19 protein-coding genes and 1 tRNA gene are annotated in these 22,265 nt (G+C 70.8%); 12 read left to right on the plus strand and 8 right to left on the minus strand.

Annotation, left to right across the window (positions count from 1 at the left end):
* Positions 1–657: 657 nt before the first annotated feature.
* The gene (locus tag PPSIR1_RS15365; protein ID WP_006972003.1) at positions 658–1,782 is read right to left on the minus strand and encodes a hypothetical protein; all 1,125 of its coding nucleotides are present in this window, start codon (positions 1,780–1,782) and stop codon (positions 658–660) included.
* Between the two features lie 429 nt (positions 1,783–2,211).
* Between PPSIR1_RS15365 and PPSIR1_RS15370 the strand changes: the two genes are divergently transcribed.
* Both PPSIR1_RS15370 and PPSIR1_RS15375 read left to right on the plus strand, forming a co-directional pair.
* The gene (locus tag PPSIR1_RS15370) at positions 2,212–2,436 is read left to right on the plus strand and encodes a DUF2061 domain-containing protein (protein WP_006972004.1); all 225 of its coding nucleotides are present in this window, start codon (positions 2,212–2,214) and stop codon (positions 2,434–2,436) included.
* Between the two features lie 75 nt (positions 2,437–2,511).
* Positions 2,512–5,361 (plus strand): efflux RND transporter permease subunit, encoded by a 2,850-nt coding sequence (locus tag PPSIR1_RS15375; RefSeq protein WP_157595585.1) that lies wholly within the window; start codon positions 2,512–2,514, stop codon positions 5,359–5,361.
* Positions 5,362–5,369: 8 nt separating this feature from the next.
* Here the strand turns inward: PPSIR1_RS15375 and PPSIR1_RS15380 are convergent, their stop codons facing one another.
* The 4 genes from PPSIR1_RS15380 to PPSIR1_RS15395 are packed head-to-tail and all read right to left on the minus strand — an operon-like array spanning position 5,370 to position 8,794.
* The gene (locus PPSIR1_RS15380; protein WP_006972006.1) at positions 5,370–5,879 is read right to left on the minus strand and encodes a DUF2505 domain-containing protein; all 510 of its coding nucleotides are present in this window, start codon (positions 5,877–5,879) and stop codon (positions 5,370–5,372) included.
* Positions 5,876–6,931, minus strand: coding sequence for a lysylphosphatidylglycerol synthase transmembrane domain-containing protein (locus PPSIR1_RS15385; RefSeq protein ID WP_157595586.1), 1,056 nt, complete (start codon positions 6,929–6,931; stop codon positions 5,876–5,878). The genes PPSIR1_RS15380 and PPSIR1_RS15385 overlap by 4 nt, the downstream gene beginning before the upstream one ends.
* Positions 6,928–8,076 carry a hypothetical protein gene (locus tag PPSIR1_RS47865; protein WP_006972008.1) on the minus strand — a complete coding sequence of 383 codons (1,149 nt, stop codon included), beginning with the start codon at positions 8,074–8,076 and terminating at the stop codon, positions 6,928–6,930. The genes PPSIR1_RS15385 and PPSIR1_RS47865 overlap by 4 nt, the downstream gene beginning before the upstream one ends.
* Positions 8,077–8,131: 55 nt before the next feature.
* The gene (locus PPSIR1_RS15395) at positions 8,132–8,794 is read right to left on the minus strand and encodes a hypothetical protein (protein ID WP_157595587.1); all 663 of its coding nucleotides are present in this window, start codon (positions 8,792–8,794) and stop codon (positions 8,132–8,134) included.
* Between the two features lie 318 nt (positions 8,795–9,112).
* Here PPSIR1_RS15395 and PPSIR1_RS15400 point away from each other — a divergent pair, with 318 nt between their 5' ends.
* From PPSIR1_RS15400 to PPSIR1_RS15430, 8 genes are all read left to right on the plus strand, one after another.
* Complete coding sequence (locus PPSIR1_RS15400; protein WP_157595588.1) at positions 9,113–9,844, plus strand: hypothetical protein; 732 nt, start codon at positions 9,113–9,115, stop codon at positions 9,842–9,844.
* 79 nt (positions 9,845–9,923) lie between these two features.
* Complete coding sequence (locus PPSIR1_RS15405; RefSeq protein ID WP_157595589.1) at positions 9,924–10,286, plus strand: hypothetical protein; 363 nt, start codon at positions 9,924–9,926, stop codon at positions 10,284–10,286.
* Positions 10,287–10,301: 15 nt separating this feature from the next.
* Entirely contained in the window at positions 10,302–10,622 is a 321-nt protein-coding gene (cyaY, locus tag PPSIR1_RS15410) for an iron donor protein CyaY (protein WP_006972012.1), read from the plus strand.
* A gap of 41 nt (positions 10,623–10,663) precedes the next feature.
* Positions 10,664–11,509, plus strand: coding sequence for a hypothetical protein (locus PPSIR1_RS15415; RefSeq protein ID WP_157595590.1), 846 nt, complete (start codon positions 10,664–10,666; stop codon positions 11,507–11,509).
* A complete protein-coding gene (gene folK, locus PPSIR1_RS42785) occupies positions 11,506–12,054 on the plus strand; it encodes a 2-amino-4-hydroxy-6-hydroxymethyldihydropteridine diphosphokinase (protein ID WP_006972014.1) in 549 nt (182 codons plus the stop codon). Before PPSIR1_RS15415 ends, folK begins: the two co-directional genes overlap by 4 nt.
* Positions 12,045–12,118 (plus strand) — tRNA-Val (locus PPSIR1_RS15420). Before folK ends, PPSIR1_RS15420 begins: the two co-directional genes overlap by 10 nt.
* 131 nt (positions 12,119–12,249) lie before the next feature.
* A complete protein-coding gene (locus PPSIR1_RS15425; RefSeq protein WP_006972015.1) occupies positions 12,250–12,885 on the plus strand; it encodes an RNA polymerase sigma factor in 636 nt (211 codons plus the stop codon).
* A 126-nt stretch (positions 12,886–13,011) separates the two neighbouring features.
* On the plus strand, positions 13,012–15,084 hold the full coding sequence (locus PPSIR1_RS15430; RefSeq protein ID WP_086001357.1) for a S8/S53 family peptidase: 2,073 nt from the start codon (positions 13,012–13,014) through the stop codon (positions 15,082–15,084).
* Positions 15,085–15,101: 17 nt separating this feature from the next.
* Here PPSIR1_RS15430 and PPSIR1_RS42790 read toward each other — a convergent pair whose 3' ends face one another.
* Positions 15,102–18,776: a WD40 repeat domain-containing serine/threonine protein kinase gene (locus tag PPSIR1_RS42790; RefSeq protein ID WP_006972017.1), complete on the minus strand. Its 3,675-nt coding sequence runs from the start codon at positions 18,774–18,776 to the stop codon at positions 15,102–15,104.
* Positions 18,777–18,807: 31 nt separating this feature from the next.
* Between PPSIR1_RS42790 and PPSIR1_RS15440 the strand changes: the two genes are divergently transcribed.
* The gene (locus PPSIR1_RS15440; RefSeq protein WP_006972018.1) at positions 18,808–19,140 is read left to right on the plus strand and encodes a hypothetical protein; all 333 of its coding nucleotides are present in this window, start codon (positions 18,808–18,810) and stop codon (positions 19,138–19,140) included.
* A gap of 41 nt (positions 19,141–19,181) precedes the next feature.
* Positions 19,182–19,880 (plus strand): hypothetical protein, encoded by a 699-nt coding sequence (locus PPSIR1_RS15445; protein ID WP_006972019.1) that lies wholly within the window; start codon positions 19,182–19,184, stop codon positions 19,878–19,880.
* Between the two features lie 721 nt (positions 19,881–20,601).
* On the opposite strand, the gene PPSIR1_RS15450 is transcribed toward PPSIR1_RS15445, so the two are convergent.
* Positions 20,602–21,264, minus strand: a complete 663-nt coding sequence (locus PPSIR1_RS15450; protein ID WP_045116068.1) for a hypothetical protein — start codon at positions 21,262–21,264, stop codon at positions 20,602–20,604.
* A 61-nt stretch (positions 21,265–21,325) separates the two neighbouring features.
* Positions 21,326–22,243 (minus strand): hypothetical protein, encoded by a 918-nt coding sequence (locus PPSIR1_RS15455; protein WP_006972021.1) that lies wholly within the window; start codon positions 22,241–22,243, stop codon positions 21,326–21,328.
* Positions 22,244–22,265 lie beyond the last annotated feature (22 nt).

The following is a 22,265-nucleotide window of genomic DNA, read 5'->3' on the forward strand; positions in this document are numbered from 1 at the left end:
TGGCCTGCATGCGTCGGGGCTTCGACGATGCACCGCGGCCTATTCGGCGGGCGCCCTCCCTACTCCTGCGCTCGAGCCGAGCCACATCTCCGTGCTCTTCCAAGACGTACGCGGCTCGATGCTCGTCGCAGGGATCCCTCCCACCGAACGGCCTGCTCTCGGTTCGCTAGCTGAATGCTGGGCTCTCGAACGTGCGCCGCGCTCTCCAACCAACACCAACGCCCCTCTCACCCCCCCACCCAACCAACACCAACGCCCCCTCTCACCCCCACCAACCAACACCAACGCCCCCTCTCACCCCACCCAACCAACACCAACGCCCCTCTCACCCCCCACCCAACCAACACCAACGCCCCCTCTCACCCCCACCAACCAACACCAACGCCCCTCTCACCCCCACCCAACCAACACCAACGCCCCTCTCACCCCCCACCCAACCAACACCAACGCCCCCTCTCACCCCCACCAACCAACACCAACGCCCCTCTCACCCCCACCAACCAACACCAACGCCCCTCTCACCCCCGCCAACCAACGCCCCCTCCAGGGGGCGACCACATGCCCCCTCCCAGGCACGAACCCCATTGCCTCACAGCCAGAGCGGAGGAGCGGACAGCGACGAAGCGTCCCCGGTCCCAGCCGCCTGCGGGGGCATAATCAGTAAGGCTTGAAGGGCTGCTTCGACTCTCGGCGGGCGTTCATGTCCGCGATCTCGCCGGGCGTATAGGCCTGCGGGCTGCCCTTCGGCGCGTTCTTGCGGATGAACTTCAAGATCGTCTTGCGCGCCTTCGTGGCCGCTTTTTGCCGGGCCTCGTCGAGGGTCGAGGTGTCGGCTTCGGCGAAGCCGGGGAGGTCCACGGCCTCGAGGTCGTCGGGCTCGTCGCACTCGTCCCAGCGCTGGAACAGGAGCTCGCGCTTCTTGGCGTAGTCGCGGCGCTCGTCGGCCCAGAGCTTGCCGAGGTCCTTCTCGAGTCGAGCGACGCGCTTGTCGAGCTGCTTGAGCTGGAACTTCTGGGCCATGCCCAGGCGCATGTCGAAGGTCGCGCGGAGCAGGCGGGCCTTGAGGCGGGCGTAGGGGTCTTCGCCGCTGGCCTTGCTCAGCAAGGTGCCGGGGTCGCTCAGGCCGATCTGCGTCCAGCTGGCCTTGGCGCCCTTGTTGCGAAAGTCGACGCGCCCGTCGCTGCGCAAGGTGGCGACGAAGCGTCCGCTGGGGTCGCGGTAGACTCGCTTGTTGCCCTCGCGGACGAAGGTGAAGTCGTTGCCGGTCTTTTGGGGCGCGCTCGGGCCCTGGACGGTGCCCCCGCCGACGCCGGGGTTTTGCACGCCCTGTTCGTAGATGACCCGCGAGCCGCCGAGGGCGGAAGGATCGACGTCGGGTCCGACGCTGCCGACGGTGGCCGAGGCCGTGGCGTTGTCGCGCAGGCCCGCGAGGGCCAGACCCGGAGCCTGCGACTCGCTCGGGTTGGCCTCGGAGGGCTCGGGCGGGGCCTTGGTGCCCGCGTCGGGGGTGGGGGAGTCCGAGGGCGGCTGCTCCTCGGGGGCGCGGGCTGGGAGCTCCTCGGACTCGGTGCGCGGCAGCGAGGCCGGCTCGTCGACGGCCAGCGAGGCGACCGGGGCCGAGATCTCGATGGGGATCACCGCGCCCGGCGTGAACAGCTCGTCTTGCTGGGTCGCGCCTCCGGCCCGGCTGCCGTCGGGGAGCAGCGAGGCCCCGAGAGCGAAAAGCGCGTGCACGACGACCGAGCCGACGCAGGCCCGGACCCACAGCTGGCGCTCAGACATGCCCCGACCTCGGGGCCCCCGCCGCTCGATGGGAGCGGACGCGTCGAGCAGGGCGTGGGGGAGTCGAGGGCACCGCGGCGAAGTGTAGGCCAAGATCCGCCGAGACGCCGGGAACGCGCAGCTGCTGATGCAACGCGGTTCTGGCGGCATCGAGCGGGGTGGCGTCGAGCGGTGGGCAAGCCACGGCTCGCCAACGCCGCCCGCTCGGCGTGCCTACAGCTGCGCGGGCTTCGAGCGGTGGGGCCAAGGGCGCCATGCCATGCCTTGCGCGCTTCGCACAGCCATAAATAACAAATTAGCGAGACAATTTAACCTCGTTTATTTAGCCTTAGAACGCCAAATTCTTCGATATAGATATCTGATTCCAATTATTTTATCGTCAAACACCGTTTGTAATGAAAGCGCGCATGGGCCAGATCTCCCATCACCATGGAGACCGAAAGCCACACCCGGAGCCTCACCAAGGCGCTCAGCTGGCGCCTCATCGCTTTGGCCATCACCACCGGCGTCAGCTACGGCCTGTCGGAGAGCGTGGCCGTCGCCCTGTCGATCGGCCTCATCGACTCCGCCGTCAAGATCGGGGCCTACTACGCCCACGAGCGCGCCTGGATGAACGTCAGCTTCGGGCGCAAGCCGGCGGCCTCGCAGACCTGAGCGCGCTCCCAGCCGCGCTTCGCGTGGACAGCGGAGGCTTGCTCGCGCGCGCCGAAGCTCCCATCATCTCGGCCCTTGGCCGACCCGTTCCATGCACCCCGCTGGACCCACCGCTTGCGCGAGTGGTGGATCGAGCAGGTGCTCCGCCATCGCTACGCGGTCCTCGCGGTCGGCTTGGTGTTGACGGTGGTCGCCGGCTGGCTCGCGTCGCAGCTCGAGATCGACCCGGACCTGCGCTCGCTGCTGCCTCGCGATCACCCCGTGCTCGCGGCCCTCGACGACGTCGAGACCAACTTCGGCCCGGTCGGGGGGATCAACGTCGTCGTCGAAGGCGGCACACCCGAGGCGCGCCACGCCTTCGCCGACGCCATCGACGAGACCTTCAGCGACGCCGAGGGGATCCGCGAGATCGACCACCGCCTCGAGACGGACTTCTTCGTCGAGCACGCCCTCTACTACCTCGACGACGCCGAGATGGAGGAGCTCGCCGAGCGCATGGAGGCGTGGCAGCACTACGAGTTCTGCACGGCCGCGCCCGACGTGTGCATCGACGACCCGGACCCCGAAGCCCCGGCGGCCCTGCAAGCCTTCATCGATCAAAAGCGCAGCGCCGTCGACGAGAACCTCCGGGAGCGCACGGGCTTTAGCGACTACTACGAGCGCGAGGGCATCGACGCCCTGGCCGTGTTCATCCGCCCGACGGAGAGCTCGGCGATCATCGCCTTCTCCATCGCGGTCACCGACGCGATGCGCCAGGGCGTCCAGGACATCTACGACGCCGGCGGGCCGTGGACGGGCACGGACATGCGCTTCAACCTCGTCGGCCCCTACATCAACAAGGCCGACGAGCAAGAGGTCGTCAACCGCGACATGGTGCGCACCGGCTCCATCGCCCTGGTCGGGGTGATCCTGGTGCTCTACCTGCTGTTCCGCAGCACCCGCGCCGTGCTGACCTTGTTGATTCCCCTGCTGTGCGGGGTGACCTGGTCCCTGGGCGTCACCCAGCTGGCCCTGGGCCACCTCAACGTGATCACCAGCTTGATCTCCTCGGTGGTCATGGGCATCGGCATCGACGCCGGCATCCACTTCCTGACGCGGGCCCGGCGCGAGCGCATCCATCACGACAACGAGACCAGCATCCGGAGGGCCTTCGAGGGCGTGATCGCGCCCTTGCTGGTGGCCTCGGCGACGACGGCGAGCGCCTTCGTGGTCATGGCGCTGTCGGCCTTCCCGGCCTTCGGCGAGTTTGGGGTGATCGCCGCCTCGGGCGTCGCGCTGTGCCTGCTCGCCATGGTCACGGTCTACCCGGCCCTGCTCGCGGTCGTCGGCCTCGCCAAGCCCAAGCGCCACCGCGACGGCGCGATCAGCCAGGCCACGCGCATGCTCCTGGCCCGGCCGGGGCTGGTGTTCGTCGCGCTGGTCATCCTGACCGTGGCCTCGGTCCGCGGGATCAGCACCCTGCGCGACGGCGGCTTCGAGCGCAGCAGTCGCGAGCTGCAGTCCGACCACAACCGCGAGGTCACGGAGGCGGACGTGTTCCTGATCTCCGAGATCTTCGGCCGCGACGTGCACGCGAGCGTGCTGGTGATCGAGGACTGGGAGGAGCTCGAGCGGGTCTACGAGCAGGCCCAGGAGCGCCAGGCCCGACGGGCAGAGGAGGGCGAGAGCCTGCTCGACTCCCTCGTCGCCGCGCCGAGCCTGCTGCCGCCAGCGAACATCGACCTCGACAAACGCGAGCGGCGCATCCGCGACCTCACGGCCAACTGGAGCCCGCGGACCTGGGCGCGCCTGGGCGGCGAAGAGCCCGACGAAGGCGCGGCTCCTGGCGCGACCAACGGCGGCGAAGCCCCTGCGCCCGGAGCCGTCGTCGGCGGCGACTGGGACAGCCCCGCGGGCGACGCGGGCTGGGACGCGGCCGCGAACGAAGACGAGGGCGACGAGGACGGCGAGGCCGTCGACGCCGACGAGGGCTGGGAGCTCCCGGGCGGCGGCGAGGAGTGGGGCGAGTTCGAAGCCTACGACGCGGGTGAGGACGCGGGCGAGTCTGGAGAGGCCCAGCCCGAGGACAAGCCCGAAGCCAAGCCCGAGCAGCCCGAAGCCGAGGCCGGCCCCGAGCCCCCCGCCGAGGGCGACGCGCTCATCGACGCCGAGGACGGCAAGCTCCTGCGTCGCATGCTCCGCGCGTCCACCTTCGGCCCCGACGACCTGCCCAAGAGCGCCACCGGCATGCTGCGCGGCGACGACGGCAGCTGGGCGATCTTCGCCTACCCCAACTACGACGCCGCCGACATGTTCACCGGCGTCGACTTCCTCGAAGAGACCACCGCCTACACGGGGGTCGACGAGCCGGGAGTCAGCGCCGCCGACAAGAGCCGCGTCTACGTGGGTGAGCCCACGGTCTACGCCACGACCTTCATCCTCTTGCAGGAAGAGTGGCCCGTGGTCATGGGCATGGCCGCCCTGGTCGTGACCGCGTTCGTATTCTGGCAGGTGCGCAGCTTCGGCCAGACCCTCGTGACCCTCTCGCCGCTGCTCCTGGCGATCTGGTGGACCTTCGGGATCCTCGGCACCTTCGGCCTCAAGCTCAGCGTGCTCAACGTGCCGATCCTCCCGGCGATCCTCGGCATCGGCGTGGACAACGGGGTCTACCTGACCGCCGCGATCCGCCGCGGACCGAGCACGAACACGGGCCTGCACCGGAGCGTCGACGAGACCGGCCAGGCGATCCTCGCCGCGACGATGACGACCATGGTCGGCTTCGGGGCCTTCTTGTTCTCCGACAACGGGGGCCTGCGCAGCATCGGCGAGCTCGCCGTCATCGGCATCGTGGCCACGGCGATCGCGGCCATGCTCGCCGTGCCGACCATCTCGGCCCTGCTCCAGCGCCGCCGCGACCGGCTCGAGAACGGCAACGGGCGTAGCTGAGCTTCAGCTCAGCTCATCTGCTCGGCGATCCACTTTTGGGTAAACGCGGTGGTCGCCCGGTAGCTGCGCTTGACCTCCTCGACGACCTGCTTTTCGATCTTGCCGCCGACGAAGGCGACCCCGCACTTGCAGTGGGCCGTCCAGATCCGGCGCAGCCGCTTGTCGCCGATCGCCTCGAGGCGGTAGGTGCCCCGGGTGTCGAACTTGTCGGCGAAGAAGTTGGGGATGGTCACGACCTCCATGGCGTTGTCCCGGGCCCGCCACACGTTGCGCTCCTCGTAGGCGATCGCGCCGCCGACGAGCTTTTGCAGGGCCGGGGGCACGTCGCGCTTGGGGGTCAGGCGCTGGACCCGGTGGATGACCTCGCTGTCGCCCTCGCCCTCGCGGCGAAACTCGAGCAGCTCGTGCCCGATGTCGAGGGCCTTCCACAGCGCGGCGTTGTAGGCCTCGCTGAAGAACATGGGCCAGTAGCGCTCGGGCGTGGTCGCAAACTCGTCGACGATCTCGTACTCGATCATGGGTCTAGGTCGATGCTGGGGGGGTCGCTCTCGGGGGGCGCTTCGCCGTCGAGGTCGATGGCGTCGGCGTGGGTGCTGGGGTCGCGCATGAAGGTCGCCAGGGCGATGGCGCCGACGAGCTCACCGTACCAGAGGGTGCACGCGCGGATGAGGAAGGTGGAGGCGACGGCGACGGACTCGCCGACGCCCACGGCCATGCGCGCCACGAGCACGCCGAGGGAGCCCTCGGTCGCGCCGAGGCCTCCGGGCAAGAACGACAGGGCGCCGATCAGCGTGGTCGCGGACCACAGGAACACGCACAGCAGCACGCTCGCCTCGACGCCGGGGAAGGCCGTCAGGATCAGCCAGTAGCCGATGCACTCGAGGCCCCAGCCGACCACCGAGATCGCGCTGAGGATCACGAGGTAGCCCAGGCGCAAGAGCACCGCGGAGCTGTCGACGAGGCCCCGGGCCTTCTCGGCCAGGTTGCCGACCACGGGCAGCTTGGCGAGCAGGTCGAGCAGGCCGCCGAACAGCCGGGGCGTGCCCAGGATGACCACGCCGATGATCACCAGGACCAGGGCGGCGAGGATGTGCGGCAGGTAGGCGCTCGCGCCCGAGACCCCGAGCAGACCGAGCAAGGCGAGCAGCACCAGGGCGATGAGATCGCTGAGCCGGTCGGCCACGACGACCATGGCCGTGCGCGTGAAGGGCACGCCGTTGCTCGCCCGGAGCAGGGCGCTGCGCAGGACCTCGCCGACCTTGCCGGGGGTGACGGACATGCTCAGCCCCGCCAAGTAGATCTGCAGCGAGCGCGGCAAGCTCAGCTCCGTGGCCTCGTGCAGCCCCCCCGAGCCCCCGCGCACGTCGAGCCAGCCCAGCGCCAGCTCCCACTTCCAAAAGCGGAGCAGGTAGTTGATCGAGGACAGCAGCAGGGCCAGGCCCACGGCGGGCCAGGCGAAGTCGGTGAGGCTGGCGGCGATCTCCCGGGCGTCGAAGACGAGCAGGGCGACGACGTAGACGAGCACGCCCACGGCCACCCCGACCAGGGTGCGCCGGAGCAGGCGGCTCACCGACGCGCCCCCGCCCCCTCGCCGTACCAGCGCTGCGTCCACAGCGTGGCGAAGGGACCGGGCACCCGCGCCGGCAGAGCTGCCCGGGGACCGGAGTTGGTCAGGCGCTGGTGCTGGGTGCGGATGCTGGAGATGGCCCGGTCGGCGAGGCGCTTGGGGGAGCGACCGACCGGGCGCGGTCGGGCGACGCTGCCGTCGAGCTGCGGCCACCGCCCGGGGCTCTCGCAAAACTCTGGCGCGGGGGTCTGGCCGGCGCGCGCGAGGCCGAGGGCCTCGCTCAACCACCGATCGAGGCGCTCGAGCTCGCCGCGCTTCCACGCCCGCGCGAGCTCGGGGACGCCCAGGACCCGAGCGGGGCTCACGAGCTCACCGGCGAGGTCGGGCAAGCGCCCCTGCTCGACCCGCGCCCTCGTCCGCGAAGGGGCGACGGCGTCTTCGGGCTTGGGCGCGAGGGCGCCGGCCCAGGTCGCGTCGAGGACGACGCTCGTGCTCGCAAACACGGCCCCGAGCAGCTGCTCGCCGACCAGGCGCGCCCTCGCAGCGCGGGCCTCGGCGGGCTCCGTGCCCCGCGGGCTTCGGCCCAAGAGCGCGCTCGTGCGACGGGTCGCCCCGCGCTTGGGGCCGTCGAGATCGACCTCGCAGCGCAGGGCGAGCTGCTCGCTGAGCAACGCCATGGGCCCGTCCCAGCGCGCCGCCGGAGGGCGCCCGCGCAGCTTGGGTGCGCTCGCCGGATGGGCCCGAAACAACATCGGCATGACCGCGACGAGGCTCGAGCCGAGGAGCTCCCGGGGCACTCGAGCCGGGCGCGCAGCCCCCTCGACCCGCAAGCCCACGCGCCGATCCCCCCCGGGCCAGCGCATCCGCCCGTCCGCGAGGCCGGCCTTGCGTAGGCTCGCCTCGCCCGCGTCCGCGTCGCCCAGAGTCAAGATCGTCAGCGGCCCGCGCTGCCCCGTCTCGAGGGCGTCGATCAACCCCCGCAACACCCACGGCGTGACCGTGAGCCCGGCGGCGGGACCCTGAGCGAGGACCGCGAGGGTCACCGGTCGGCGCCGGGGCAGGGTCGGCAGCAAGCGCTCGACGATGGCCCGGGCGGCCTCCCGCGGCGCGTTGGGATCGCAAGCTCGGACCTGGATCGGGGCGGGCACGCTCGCCGGAGCATAACGGGGGACCTCGCCCCGAGCCAGCCGCCCGAGGGACTGGCTAATCAAAGTCGATGATCATCGTGGACGACTCGTCGGGCTGCGGCTCGTCCCACAAGGTGGGCGCGCTCGCCGGGCCGTCGTCGTCTTCGACGCTGATCTCGAAGGGATCCGCCTCCCGTGGCTTTTGGGTCGGGGGCGAGGACACGGGCGGCGTCGGGCTGAGCGGCTCGGCGATGCGGCGCTGGCTGTCCGAGGCACTCGCCGACGCCAGCGGACCGGTGCCGACGTTCGGGGTCTTGGGCACGGGCGCTGCGGGCTGGGGGCTGGGCTGGGGGCTGGGCTGCGACGGCGCTGCGGCTGCGCCACGGGGCTGGCACAAGCGCCAAAAGCGGATCGTCTTGGCGCTCGCGCCCGTCAGCCGAATCAGCTCGTCATCGGCGAGGCGAGGCAGCAGATCGACGTAGCGACCCAGGGCGCGGTTGACCTCGTCGACCTGCGCGCGGAGGCCTTCGACCACGGGCTTGGTCACCCGCGCGAGCCGCCCGAGCTCCTCGTCCGAGAGCCGCGAGAACAGGTCGAGGTAGGGGACCAGGCGACCAGCCTGACTCGCCGAGCTCGACGAACTCGAAGCGCCCGGCGAGCCCGAAGCGTTCGACGAGCTCGCCGCGCGCCGTTGGGCCGTCTGCTCGCGGTTGCGCGCCTCGATTTCCGCCCGGCTCATGCGCTTGAGCGCGATCCGTCCGAGAGTTCCGTCGCTCGTATCGTCGTTGGGCATGGGGGGCTCAGCCGTGTCGCGCCAGCTCCGCTCACTGTAGCGGGCGCAAGCCAAGGCACCAGTAATTGCCGAGGAGTTCGACTGAACTCGGGGGCGCGGTGCTCTGGTTCAGGATCGCGGATTCGCGGATTCAACGCAAGTTTGTCACGAGGGGCAGGCTTTCGCCGGGCCCCTGGTTCGACTCCGCCCGACCTCGGGGCCGAGCCCGACCCCGGCCCCTGCAGATCTGGCCGAGCCCGCGGGCAGGGTACCCTGGTGAGGCTCATGAGCGCGCACCTTTCGCCCGCGAACGCCAGCTGCCCAAAGGTCATGGCCGCGACCCTGGCCGTGGCGGCGCTCGTGGGCATCAGCGGCTGCAGCGAAGAGCCGGCCTGCAACCTCGACGCGAGCGCCATCGCCATGCAGGTCTTCGTCATCGACCGCGACGAGGAGGTCGAGGTCGACGTGGTCCTCGAGGCCATCGAAGACGGCGCGTCCACACCCTTGGTGCTGTGCACCCAGGACGACGAGCTGACGGTCAACGGCGAGGCCATGAAGCTCGTCCGCGTGCTCGGGCAGCTCTATTACGTGGCGACCTTCGAGAGCGCCCAGGCCGAGTACAACGTCGAATTCACCCGCAAGAGCGCGACCCACGTGGCGACCGTCGAGCCGCCGCCGGGCTTCACCATCGACGCGCCGGCCCTGGACTCGAGCCACTCCCGGAGCGCCGACCTGGCCGTGTCGTGGTCGCCGGCGTGGGACGGGCAGCTCGCCGAGGTCGCGGTCGAGGACGCGATCGGCTCGACCTGCATCGACGGCCTCGGCGTGCACGACGACGTCGAGGACGACGGCGAGCACGTGTTCGAGGCCGGGCGACTCACCGGCATGGACGCGGCCTGCGAGGTCGACCTGGTCATCACCCGGGCCAGCGCGGGCGTCGTGCCCAGCGAGCTCCACCCGCGCAGCGACATCTTCGCCATCGTCAGCCGCCGCCGGCCCTTCCTGTCGAGCCCCTGAGGCCGGCGATCCCCGCTCGGATGGCGGGGCCTGGGCGGGCCCGGTAGACCTGTGCCCGCGGATGCTGCACAGTCAGGCCGTGGCGACCGAAGACCAGCCCGGAGATCAGGTTGACGAGGGCGAGCCCCGCTCCCGCTTTCGCCTGGGCAAGAAGTGGGGGCTGCGCCTGCGCGTGGCGATCTACGTCCCGCTCCTGGTCTTCTTTGGCTGGCGCGCGGTCGAGCGCTTCCAGGCCGGGGCCGAGGCCGCGGATCAAAACTTCCGCAACCAGGTCCAAAACCGCCTCGCCTCGCCCCCCGACGTGATCATGCTGCCCAACGGCGAAGCCATGCGGGTGATCTCCGAGGACCAGGCCGAGGCCCTGGGCGTCGAGCTGTCCCCGGAAGCCCAACCGACCGCCCAACCGACCGCACAGCCGACCGCCCAGCCGACCCAGCCCTGAGCGAGGGAGCCCACGATGGATCGAAAGACCTTCCACACCCAGTCCTCCGCCGCCCTGCGCCACATCGACGAGATCCTCGGGGACCTCGAGCACGACGAGCTCGACGTCGACCTGGCCGGCGACGTGCTGACCCTCGCCTTCGCCGGCGGCGATCAGTTCATCATCAACGCCCACTCCGCGGCCGAGCAGGTGTGGATGGCCGCGGGCACGACCGCGTGGCACTTCGACTGGGTCCCGGACAGCGGCAAGTGGATCGCCCGCAAGACCGACGAGGAGCTGATGGCGACGGTCAGCCGCGTGGTCGGGGCCAAGCTCGGCCTGGCCGTCGAGCTGTGACCCGAGCCGAGCCAGCGCGCGGGGGCAGGGCGGCCGCGCTCGTGTCCGCGACCTGCGTCGCCGCCCTCGGCTGCGCGCCCATCGACGTCGAGTCGACGGTGCGCCTCGACCCGCCGAGCCCCGCCCAAGAGGCCGCGCCCGTCGTCGTCGGCGGACCCCAGCGCGTGGCCACGGACTTTCGCGTCGAGTTCATCCAGCTCGGCCCGCGCCTGCTCGTCGACGTCCGCGAGCTGCCTCGCTGCGCCCAGGCCCGCCACCAGGCCGTGCTCCGGGTCGAGACCATCGAGCGCAGCAGCCGGGGCTTCGTCGCCTGGGACTTCGGCCTGGGCACCGTCGCCGGGGGCTTCGCGGCCTTCGCCTTCGCCCGGCCCAACGCCTTCGGCAACCGCCTCATCGACGACCAGGGCCGGGTCGTCTACGACAACACCGCGGCGTGGCTGACCGGGGGAGCCTTCGCCACGCTCAGCGCCATCTTGCTCAGCGCCGGGGTCGTCAACGCCCTGCGCGCGCGGGACAGCGTGCGCTACGCGGAGGCCCGCGAGGTGCTCCTCGATCCCCCCGGGGCCTGCCCCGACCGCGACCCCAAGGGCGAGCCCGCCAGCGACCGACGCCTGCGCCTGCGCCTGCTCGACGAGGGCGGCGAGGCCCTCGAGCTCGAGGCCCAGACCGACGCGAGCGGCCGGGCGGCCTTCGTGCTCCCGCCGTGGCCGGGCGAAGCCCAGGGCAGCGTCCCGGCCGTCCTGGAGATCGGGGTCGCCGACGCGGACTCGGGGCAGTGGGAAGAGCGCGTCCCGAGCTTCCGCCTGCGCGCGCCGTGGTCGGGGCCCCCGAGCTCCCCCGACGCCCACGCCGGGGTCGCCGACACCCGCGAGGAGGGCAGGGAGTGAGCGCGACCCGCTACTTCGTCGGCCTGGGCAGCAACCTGGGCGATCGCCTCTCGACCCTGCGCCGCGCCCTCGCCGAGCTGGCCGCGCTGCCCAGCAGCCACACCGTCGAGGCTTCGAGCGCCTGGGAGACCCACCCCGTCGGTCCGGGTACGGGTCCTTTCCTCAACGCCATCGCCGAGCTGCACTCGAGCCTCGACGCGCCCGCCCTGCTCGCCGAGCTGCTGACCATCGAGCGCCGCCACGGCCGGCTCCGACGGGAGCGCTGGGGCGATCGAACCCTCGACCTCGACATCTTGTTGGCCAAGCAAAACGGGGTCTGCGTCCGCGTTTCGAGCCCCAAGCTGGAGCTCCCCCACCCCCGCATGTTGGGTCGCGACTTCGTACTCGCACCCCTCGCCGAGCTCGCGCCCACCCTCGACCTCGACGGCCGCAGCTGCACGCAGCGCCTCGGCGCCCTGCCCGTGGGCGAGCGCACGATCATCCGCCGCCTCGACGAGCAGCTGTGGGCGCCACGCTCTGCTAAGTTGGCCCGACCGGGCGGGTAGCTCAGGTGGTTAGAGCACCGTGTTTACACCGCGGGAGTCGCAGGTTCGAGTCCTGTCCTGCCCATTGACGGTCGCCATGAGTGACCGTCTTTTCATTCGGTGCATGCCCGCCAGAGCTCGCGGCCGAAAACGCCGCGATGGCAGCGAAGCCGATCGGACATAGTTGCGCGAGTAGGCGGGATGCGAAATTCAGCGATGGTGGAGAAGACCGACGACGACCTCCTCGTCGACTGGCGCGAGGGCGACCGGCGCGCGGGCAAGGCCCTGTTCGAGCGCTACTACGACGCCATCAACCGCTTCTTTCGCAACAAGGTCGGCGCCGCCGAGGCCCAGGACCTCGTCCAAAAGACCTTCCTGGGTTGCCTCGAGGGCTTCGAACGATTCCGAGGCGATGGGGAGTTTCGCACCTGGTTGTTCGCCGTCGCCTACCGCCAGCTGTGCAAGCACTACCGGGCCCGCAACCGCGAGCAGGAGCGCTTCGACGTCGGCGAGGTGACGGCCCGCGACGTCGACCCAACCCCGAGCCGGGTCTACGCCAAGCTCCGCGAACAACGCCTGCTGCTCGAGGCCCTGCGTCGCATCCCCGTGCCCATGCAGGTCGCCCTCGAGCTGCGCTACTGGGAGCAGATGACCGACGTGCAGATTGCGCAGGCGCTCGACATGCCCCTGGGCACCTTCAAGAGTCGACTGCGCCGCGCCAAGCAGCTCCTCGCCGAGGCGATCACGGAGATCTCGAGCTCCCAAGACGAGCTGCAGAGCACCCTGGGCAACCTCGACGGGTGGGCGGAGCAGCTGCGCGAGCTGGCCCTGGGCAGCGACGAATCAGACTGAGCTGGGCTGGGCTGGGTTGGGCTGATTTGGGCCGCCCAGAAAAAATCGAAAAAGAGTTAATCGTTATTCGGGGGCCCGGTACATCCCACGCAAAGGCAGTCAAAGGAACGCTGCCGGAGCAACGGGATGATGAAGAAATTCGGAAGTGTGGTGCTGTGTTCGTTGGCCCTCGTCGCGTGCGAGATCGACGGTGAAGAATTCGAAGACTTCGAGGCCGCGGAGGCCAACGCGGGGGGCGCGAGCGAACAGGCCGCGGGTCAGGGCGTCCAGGCCCCCGAGGGGCAGGGCCCCAGCGTCCACAGCACCGACTACGACGACTTCGTCGACTGCCCCGGCGTCAACCGGCTGATCGGCGTGCTCGAGGACAGCGCGGTCAACGGCTGCGAGCCCAGCTTGATGCCGCCGGACTGGGTCGCCTACCCCCTGTTCGAGGAAGGCTCCCCGGAGCTCACCAGCCTCGGCTCGGCGCCCGGCGACCTCGACCGCTTCTGCGCCTACGACTACACCGGCCCGAGCTCCCAGCTCGTCGCCGACCCCACGCTGTACGAGGCCATGCTGACGGAGATCGACATCTGGGGCGACATGAACGTCACCTCCGTCGCGGCCGACTGCCGCGGCCAGTTCGCCCAGGCTGACCTCTACGACCAGAACGTCACCGACGCCCTCGCCGACGCCTTCATGGAGAACATCGGCTGGGACATGGGCGCGTCGGCGGTCGGCACCGGGACCGGCCGAGACGACGTGGACGTCGCCGTGGTCGACACCCTCTCGCAGGACGCGGCCGACTCGGCGCTGATCCTTCCGGTCAACTACCACGGCCAGTACATGGCCGACATCATCGACGAGATCACCTGCCCCGACACCGCGACGAACTGCCACACCGAGATCCACCACACCCTCGGCATGCCGCGCACCGACGCCGACAACTTCATGCCCAACTGGTCCAACGGCGGCGAGCACGGCACGCAGGGTGACGTGGCCATGGGCATCTACGAGGCGGTCGCGGAGTGGGTCGACCGCCGCGACGTCGTCGGCGGGACGGACGTGCCCCACCGCCTGGTCATCAACCTCAGCCTCGGCTGGAACCGCGACGCGCCCCTGGCCGAGTCCCTGACCCGCGGCCCGGGCAAGGCGCTCTACGAGGCCCTGCAGTACGCCTCGTGCCAGGGCGCCATCGTGGTCTCCGCGGCGGGCAACAACACCGACGAGCTCTGCGAGGAGCAAGACCCCCTCTCGCCCGCCTCCTTCGAGTCCTACTACGCCCCCAGCGCGGCCAGCTGCTCGCAAAAGGGCTTCGAGGCTGACGCGGCCTACACCGCCAACTACCCGATCCACGACGCGGGCCCCGGGCGCCTGTTCACGCCGCCGCTGGTCTGGGCCGTCGGCGCCGTCGACCAGCACGACCGGCGCACGGCCAACTCCCGCCTCGACGGCATCCCCCGGCTCGTCGCCCTCGGCCAAAACGGCATCGTCGCCGACGCCTTCGGCGACCCGCTCACGGGCAGCTCCGTGTCCACGGCCGTCGCCGCCGGTGCGGCCGCGCTGCTGTGGTCCTACCGCCCCGAGCTGCGCCCCTACGAGATCATGAACACCCTCTACGACACGGGCTGGGACACGGGCATGACCGCCGACTTCCCCACCGCCACGGACGTCCACCGCATCTCGGTGTGCGGCGCCCTGTCCGACGCGTGCACCGGCCAGCCCAGCTGCCCGTCCAACCTGTGCACCGTGGCCGCCCAGCCCGCCGACGGCAACATGGGTGACTTCGAGACCGCGGTCAACGACGTGCTCGCCCTCACCACCGTCACCGACATCACCATCCCCGTCGGCTCCGGCATGTGCGAGCCCGACCTGCTGACCAACCTCGGCGACCCCCAGCCCCAGACCCCGATCTGCGCGCGCTGCAACCTCTTCGTCCCCGCTGGCGGCGTGGCCGATGACGACAAGCTGCACATGACCATCGACACGGAATACCAAGGTGATGGCATCACCAGCGTCGAGGTCACGACCTTCGACAGCGACGACGACCCGACGACCTTCTGGCTCAGCCCGCAGGCCCTCATCGACCTCCAGGCGCAGACCGGCGACGAGGTCCTGCGCATCAGCCTCGAGGCCCCCGACGCCGTCCAGGGCACCATCGAGTTCACCATGGACAGCGGCCAGGTCCAGGAGAACGACATCACGGTCCTCGCCATCTGAACGAAACCTCTCTGCGGCTAGGGACCCCGCCCCTGCCGCCGCTCACAGGCCGAGTGCTCGCGCTCGGCCTGTTTGCGTTCTTCGCCCAGCTCGCGCATGCGCACGGCTGGGCTCAAACACAGAGTCGTCGCGGACTCGAGGCGCGCTTGCAAGGCCGCCTCTCGACCGCTGATCCCCGCCAGCTCCCAGCTCAACACCCGGCCGTCGAGGCTGTGGGTCACGAAGGCTTCGCGCGCGCGCACGGGCAACACCCCGAGGACCGCGTCGCCGTGGGGCAGGGGCACGCTCGGAGTCCCCGGCACATCCAGGCTCCACAGCCGCGCGGTGCTGTCGTCGGACACGGTGACCACGCGCTGCTCGTCGACGAAGGCCCCCGCCCACAGCTGCTCGCGGTGCCCCTCGAGGCTGGCGAGCAGCTCGCCGTCGGCCACGGACCACAGCTTCGCCGTCCCGTCGAAGGAGGTCGAGAGCAGGCGCTCGCCCGTGGCGTCGAAGCTCACGGACCAGACCTGGTTGTCGTGGGCGCTGAAGGTCTGCACGCGCTCGATGGTCTCGCCCACGCGCCACACGGCGACCCGGCCGCTGTCCATCGCGCCGGCCCACACCCCGGGCTCGGGGCTGCGCGCGAGGTCGTTGATCCGGGCGCCCTCGAAGGTGTCGCGGGCGAGCTCCCGGCCCTCGTCGACCTGCCACAGGCGCAGGCTCCCGTCCCGACCCGCGCTGAGCAGGCGGCCGGCGCTCACGAAGGCGACGCGCATGACGAAGTCCGTGTGGCCCTCGAGGGTGCCCTCGAGGCTGTGGTCGCGGGCGTCCCACAGGCTCACGCGGCCGTCGAAGGAGGCGACGGCCAGGCGCGCGCCCGCCGGGTCGAAGGCCAGGTCCCAGACCTTGTCGCGGTGCGCCTCGAAGCGCTCGAGGACCCCGACCCCGCCTTCGCCCGCGTCGAAGCGCCACCACGCGAGGGTTCCCATGGCCGTCCCCGCGACGATCTCGGCGCTCGAAGGCGCGAGGGCCAGGGCGGTGATCGGCGCGTCGCCGACGACGACCCGGCCGAGGGCGCCGCCGTCGAGGTTCGCGCGCTCGAGGGAACCTTTGCTGGTGCCCGCCACGACCCAGCGCCCCTCGGGGTCGACGGCCATGGACCCCAGGCGGCCGGCCGCCCGCATCAACTCGACGCTGGGCTGCTCCGCCGAGCGATCCCAGATGCGCAGCTCCCCGTCGTACCCGCCGGTCGCCAGCCACCGCCCCTGGCGGTCGGTCGCGACCGAGAACACGGAGATCGGGTGGCCGGTGTAGACCTTCGGCGCGCGCTCGTTGGCCGTCGACCACTCCCGCGCGCTGCCGTCGAAGGAGCCCGAGAACAGGCGCTCGCCCGTGGTGTTGAAGGCCAGACTCCAGACCCCGTCGCGGTGCCCGGACAGCGGCTCGAGCTCGGGGCTGGGTGCGCCCCCCCTCGGCCGGGTCGGCACCTCGCGCACGAGCCCGATCGCGCCCAGGACCGTGCCCGCCGCGACCGCGCCGCTCGCCAGGCTGGTCTCGAGCGAGGAGATGGGATCGCCAAAGCGCGCGAGCACCTCGGCCCCGCCCTCGTCCAGCGGGCCCGCGCTCGTCGTCCGCCACAGCCGCAGCGTGCCGTCGTCCGAGCCCGAGGCCACGGCGTAGGTCGCCGACGGTCCCGCGCCCTCGGTCGCCAGGGTCTCGAGGAAGTAGATCGGCTGCTCGTGGCCCTCGAAGGTCGCCAGCAAGGCGCCGTCTTCGACCCGCCAGGCCCGGACTCGGGCGTCGTCTCCCCCGCTGAACACCACCGCCCCCGTGGGGTCGAAGGCCAGCGCGAACACCCGCCCGGGCTCGACCTCCAGGACCCTCGGCGGGCGGACCCGGGCGCCCGGGTCGAGGCTCGCCGGCATCTGCGTGAGCTTGATGGTCCCGTCCATGGACGCGGTCCCGAGCAGGGCGCCCGAGGGGTCGAAGCGCAGGTCGGTGATCTCCAGCTCGTGCTTGGCGATGACCTTGCTCAGCTCGGGCTCGTCGACGGACCACAGCCGGACCTCGCCGTCCTTCGACCCCGAGACCAGCCGGCGCCCGTCGGGGCTGAGCGCGAGGTAGTCGATGGGCGCCTCGTGCTGAACGATCCGCTCGCTCGCGCCGGTGGCCGTCGACCAGCGGCGCACCGTCCCGTCGAAGGCGCTCGTATAGAGCGTGTCGCCCTCGGGGGAGAACACCATCCACGTGATCAGCCCGTCGTGCTCCCGGGCCACGACGTGGCTGAGCGGATAGTTGAGGATCTCGTTGGCCGCGCTGACCCAGGCCTCCCCGCCCCGCGCCTCGCCCTCGACCTCGCGCAGCAAGGCCGCGGCGACGGTGGGGTCCTCGCGCTCGGCCGCGCCCTGCTGGGGGCGGTAGCGCCGGAACACGCTCATGCGCGTGGCGTCCCGGGAGCGCTCGGCGTCGGCGCTGACCTGGCGAAAGCTCCGCTCGCGCTCGAGCTCGAGCAGCTCCTCCGTCAGGGCGCTCCAATAGCGCTGGCGCGCGTTGTCCTGCAGCTCGCTCGTCGCCAGGGTCGTCGACGCGAGCAGCACCGCCCCGACCGCGGCCGCGCCCAGGCCGGCCTCGAGCAGGCGCCGACGTCGGGCGATGGGGTCGTTGGCGAGGGCGTCGAGGAGCGCCCGCATGCTCGGCCAGCGATCGGCCGGATCGGGCGAGAGCCCGCGCAGGACTCGCTCGCGCAGCCAGCTCGGGACCTCCCGGGCGCGCTCGGGGGGCGGCTCGGTGATCCGCCGGTGGTTGACCGCCACGATCAGGTCCGCCAGGCCCAGGCCCGCGTAGGGCCGCCGGCCGTAGAGGCCCTCCCACAGCGCGACGCAAAAGGCGAACTGATCGGTGCGCTCGTCCGTGGGCTCGCCCGCGAACTGCTCCGGCGCCATGTAGGCCGGCGTGCCCATGATCGCGCCGGTCTTGGTCAGCGGGGTGTCGAGGTTGCTCGCCGACACCCCCGCGCGGCGCTCTTGGACGACGTGGGCGATGCTCGAGGTCTGCTCGGCCTCGCTGCTGAGCTCGAGGGCGTGGGCCAGGCCGAAGTCGGCCACGCGCACGCGCCCGTCCTCGCCCACGAGCACGTTGTCGGGCTTGAAGTCGCGGTGGACGATGCCCGCCTCGTGGGCCGCCGCCAGGCCCTCGCCCGCGCCGAAGAACAGCGCCATGAGCTCGGCCTGATCGCGCTTGGGGTTGTCCCGCAGCCAGCCGCGCAGGCTGTAGCCCTTGACGTACTCCATGGCCACGAACACCTGGCCCTCGTGGGTGCCGACCTCGTGGACCGTGACCACGTGCGGCGAGTTGAGCCGGGCCATGGCCTGGGCCTCGCGCTGCAGCCGGGCCTGCGCCTCGGCGTCGCCGTGGTCGCGGCGCAGCAGCTTGACCGCCACGCGCCGGTCGAGCTCCTCGTCGTAGGCGAGGTAGACCACGCCCATGCCCCCGGCCCCGAGCTCGCGCACGACGATGAAGCGACCGATGCGGATCGGGGTGACCTCCTCGTCGGGCTCCCCGAACAAGGCCGCCTCGATCGCGGCCTTTTGCCGCCGGGTCTCGATGCCGCGCTCGACACCGGCCTTGGCCGATGGCCCGGCCTCGACGGCTCTGTGCGTCGGATCCGGCTGCCCGCTCGGCCGGCCCTTGCCCTCATCCTCGACGTCCATGGCGAGCGGCGGCTATCATAGGTGCCGCGCGATGATCGGCAAAGACGACACGCAGGCGCCGCGGCGACCCTCGACGCTGGTTCGGGTCGCGGCCCAGACCCTCCCCGCCTTGCTCGCGGCCGCGAGCGCTGCCTGCGTCCCGCGTCCCGAGCCGGAGCAGTGCGAGGCCCTCGCTGACCACATCGTCGCCCTGAGCCGGGCGAGCCAGGAAGGCCGCGCCGCAGACATCGCCGCGACCGTGGCCGAAGAGCAGCGCGAGGCCCTGGTCGAGCGGTGCAAGAGCGAGGGCACCCGCCGCGAGGTCAGCTGCGTGCTCGAGGCGACCTCCCTCGAAGCGATTCAAGGCTGCGCGCCCCGAGATTGAGGTCGCAGCATGGCGGCCCGTGTCCGTGCTACTAGCGGACCATGCACCACGCAGCCCCCTCTCGCTCGGCCCTGACCACCGCGGCCCTCGCCCTCGCCCTCGCCCTCGCCGCGAGCGCCTGCGGCATCAAGGAGAAGGTCCAGCAGCGCGTCCAGGAGGAGGTCGCCGAGAAGGTGATCGAGGTCGCGGGCGGCGGAGACATCGACGTCGAGACCCGCGACGGCAAGGTCTCGATCAAGGGCAAGGACGGCGAGGAGGTCCACATCGACGGCGAGAAGGGCACGCTGACGGTCAAGGACGCCGACGGCAAGGTCTACGACTACGCCCAGGACAAGGACGGCAGCGCCACGCTCAAGGGCAGCGACGGCCTCGACGCCCAGGTCAGCCAGACCGAGGTCCCCAAGGACTTCCCGCTGAAGGTCCCGGCCAAGGCCGTCACCGTCGCCCACCGCGTGCAGTCCCCCGACGGCACCCTGGCCTTCCAGCTCGCCTTCGAGTCCTCCGCCGGCGACGTCGAGGCCACCGCCAAGGTCATCCAGGCCGCCTTCGAGGGCAAGGGGATGAAGGTCGAGCGCACCGAGGTCACCGGCCCCGAGGGCAAGCTCATCAACCTCGCGGCGGTCAACGAAGCGAGCAAGCTCCAGGCCTCGGGCATCGTCGCGACGGAGCGCAGCGACGCCGGGGACAAGGTCAACGTGCTGATGACCTGGACGGACACCTCGAACAAGAAGGCTGGCTGAGCGGCGCGTCCGAGCATCGCACGAACCGATCCTTCGTGATCAAAATTGGGCGAGGCCGTTCCCATGGAATTGCCTCGCTTCGTGTTTGAATCGTTGCGCGCCGACGCGACCGAGCGCCCGCGAAATTTTCCCCGAAGACCTCGAATCTCTGGCCCCAGGCGCGCTCGTCTCCCGAGCCCGATCCCCCAAATGACTTTGGTCCGCGCGCGCGAAGCCTGCTACGATCGAGTCGTCGCTTCAGGCACCCGGACCAGGAGGTGTGCATGATCGAAACCCAAAACCCGATCCTTCTCCCCTTCCGCATCCAAGCGGTGTCTTCCTCGGAGGCCGCGAAAGGAGGCCCCTTCTAGGCTGAGCGCGACGGGTCGAGTTCTGGGCTAAACATGGATGGACGCCTGGACAGCCCAGGCTCTCTCCGCTCAGCTCGGGATCGTCGCTCTCCGATCAACACCCCCAGCGCGGGCCCCGAGTGATGGGTGCGCCCGCGAATCCGGCGCCTCCGCGCCCCCGGAGCCCTCTCTTCGGGGTACCCCGGTGACGTCGCGCTCCTCGACAACACCCGGCCGTTCCGGCCAGCGCGCCAGCCTTCCCGCGAGCTCTTCGTGGCGCGTCATTTCTCCCCGAGGTCCTGCGGGAGCCTCGAACACGACAGAACCGGACTTGCCCGAAGCGACCCGAAGGCCGCCCAGATGCTGGGCGGTCTTCGTCAATTCTTCGGGCGTCAGTACAAGAGGCACACGCCCACGGACTCGTAGCCGGCAGGCGCCTCGCCCTCTTCGAAGAAGGGGATGCACTGGCTCTCTGGGAGCTGACACGTCGGATCGGCGATGTCGCAGTAGTTCGTGCAGCAGTTCTCGCCGCAGGGGCTGGACTCTCCGCTCGCGCAGTACAGGCCCCACGCGCAGTCCGACTGCACCCCGCACCCCTCACCGACGCCCGCGTAGACCTCCGACTGGACGCAGGTAAAGAAGGTCATCCCGTCGACTTCCTCCCAGTGACAGATGGCACCGTCCTCTGGGCAGTCTTGCAGCAGCGGGTCGCAGTCGCCCCCGTACCCGCCCGTGGTCTCGGACTCCGAGTCCGACTCGTCGGTCGTGTCCTCGCTGCTCGTCTCGGTCGTGTCCGTGCCCGTGCCCGTGCCCGTGTCCGTGTCCGTGTCCCCGGTGCCCGTCTCGGTCTCCGACGACTCGGCGACGCAGATCCCCGAGAGGCACTGGAGGCCTTCGTCGCACACCCCACCGCTCGTGCACGGGCAGGTCTCCGCGCCCACGGGGCAGCCCGTCTCGGCCTCGTCGGCCGCGTCGTCGTTGGAGTCGGAGGTGCTGAAACAACCCGCGAGCAGGCCGAGACAGCCCGCCGCGCACAAGAAAAGCGCTCGCTTCATGGCCGGGATGATAGCCACGAGCGGAGCGCTTGCCGACCCAGCTCGGAGGTCAGCTCGAAGATCAGCCCGTGGTCTCGGCCGGAGCCTCGACGGGAGGCTGCTTGGTCGGGTCAGCGGGCACTGCCTCGCGCGTATTCGGGAACACGAACATCTGGTCGTCGATCTCGACGTTGACCTCGAACTTCGTGATCTCCTCGGTGAGCTCGAGCAGGCCGGTGACCGAGCTGCGCTTTTTCATCGCAAACTGGTAGCCGTTCTTGGCCTCGTAGCCCTCGGCGTAGGCCTCGAAGGGCATCTCGCCCATGGCCGTGACCTGCTTGCTCTTCATGAAGCTGAGCAGCCCGGTGGTGGTGTCGAAGCCCATGGTCACCGGGGGCCCGTCGGCCTCCGACACCAGCTCGACCTCCCACACCTCGGTGCCGTCGTCGAGGGTCTGCTTGCCCTTGGTATTGGCCGCGGCGAAGTGCTGCTGCCAGTCGTGGGCCGGGAACATCGCCGAGTTCTGAATGTAGGACACGGCCTCCTTGCCCTCGAGCTTGCGCAGGCCGGAGATGGGATCTTCGGTCCACATCGTCTCGCCGTCGTAGCCGGCCCGGCTCATGCCCACGCCCTCGATGTTCTGCTCGAGGTAGAAGCTGCCGCCCTTTTTCCACCACAGCTTCGAGGTGCCCTCGAGCTTTTGCTTGCCGGTGTCGACGGTGCCCTCGATGAGGATGGACTCGAAGCTGGCGATGGCCTCGGCCCCGCCCGCGGCCTCGACGTGCTTGGCCAGCAGCGAGGCGCCCTCGGGCAGGTCCGGCTTGGCCGGGGTGTCCTCGGCCTCCTTGCCCGCGTCCTCGGGCTGCGCGTCGGCGGGGACGTCACTCTCGGCCTTGGCCGGGTCGTCCTTGGAGCACGCCGAGGTGAAGCTGAGGACACCGGCGAGGGCGACGAAAGAGAAGAGGGAGCGAGTTCGGCGGCTTCGGCGGGGACGCATCATGGCTGGCTCTCGTGTTGCGACG

This window comes from Plesiocystis pacifica SIR-1 (genome assembly GCF_000170895.1).
Classification (GTDB): Bacteria; Myxococcota_A; Polyangia; order Nannocystales; family Nannocystaceae; genus Plesiocystis; species Plesiocystis pacifica.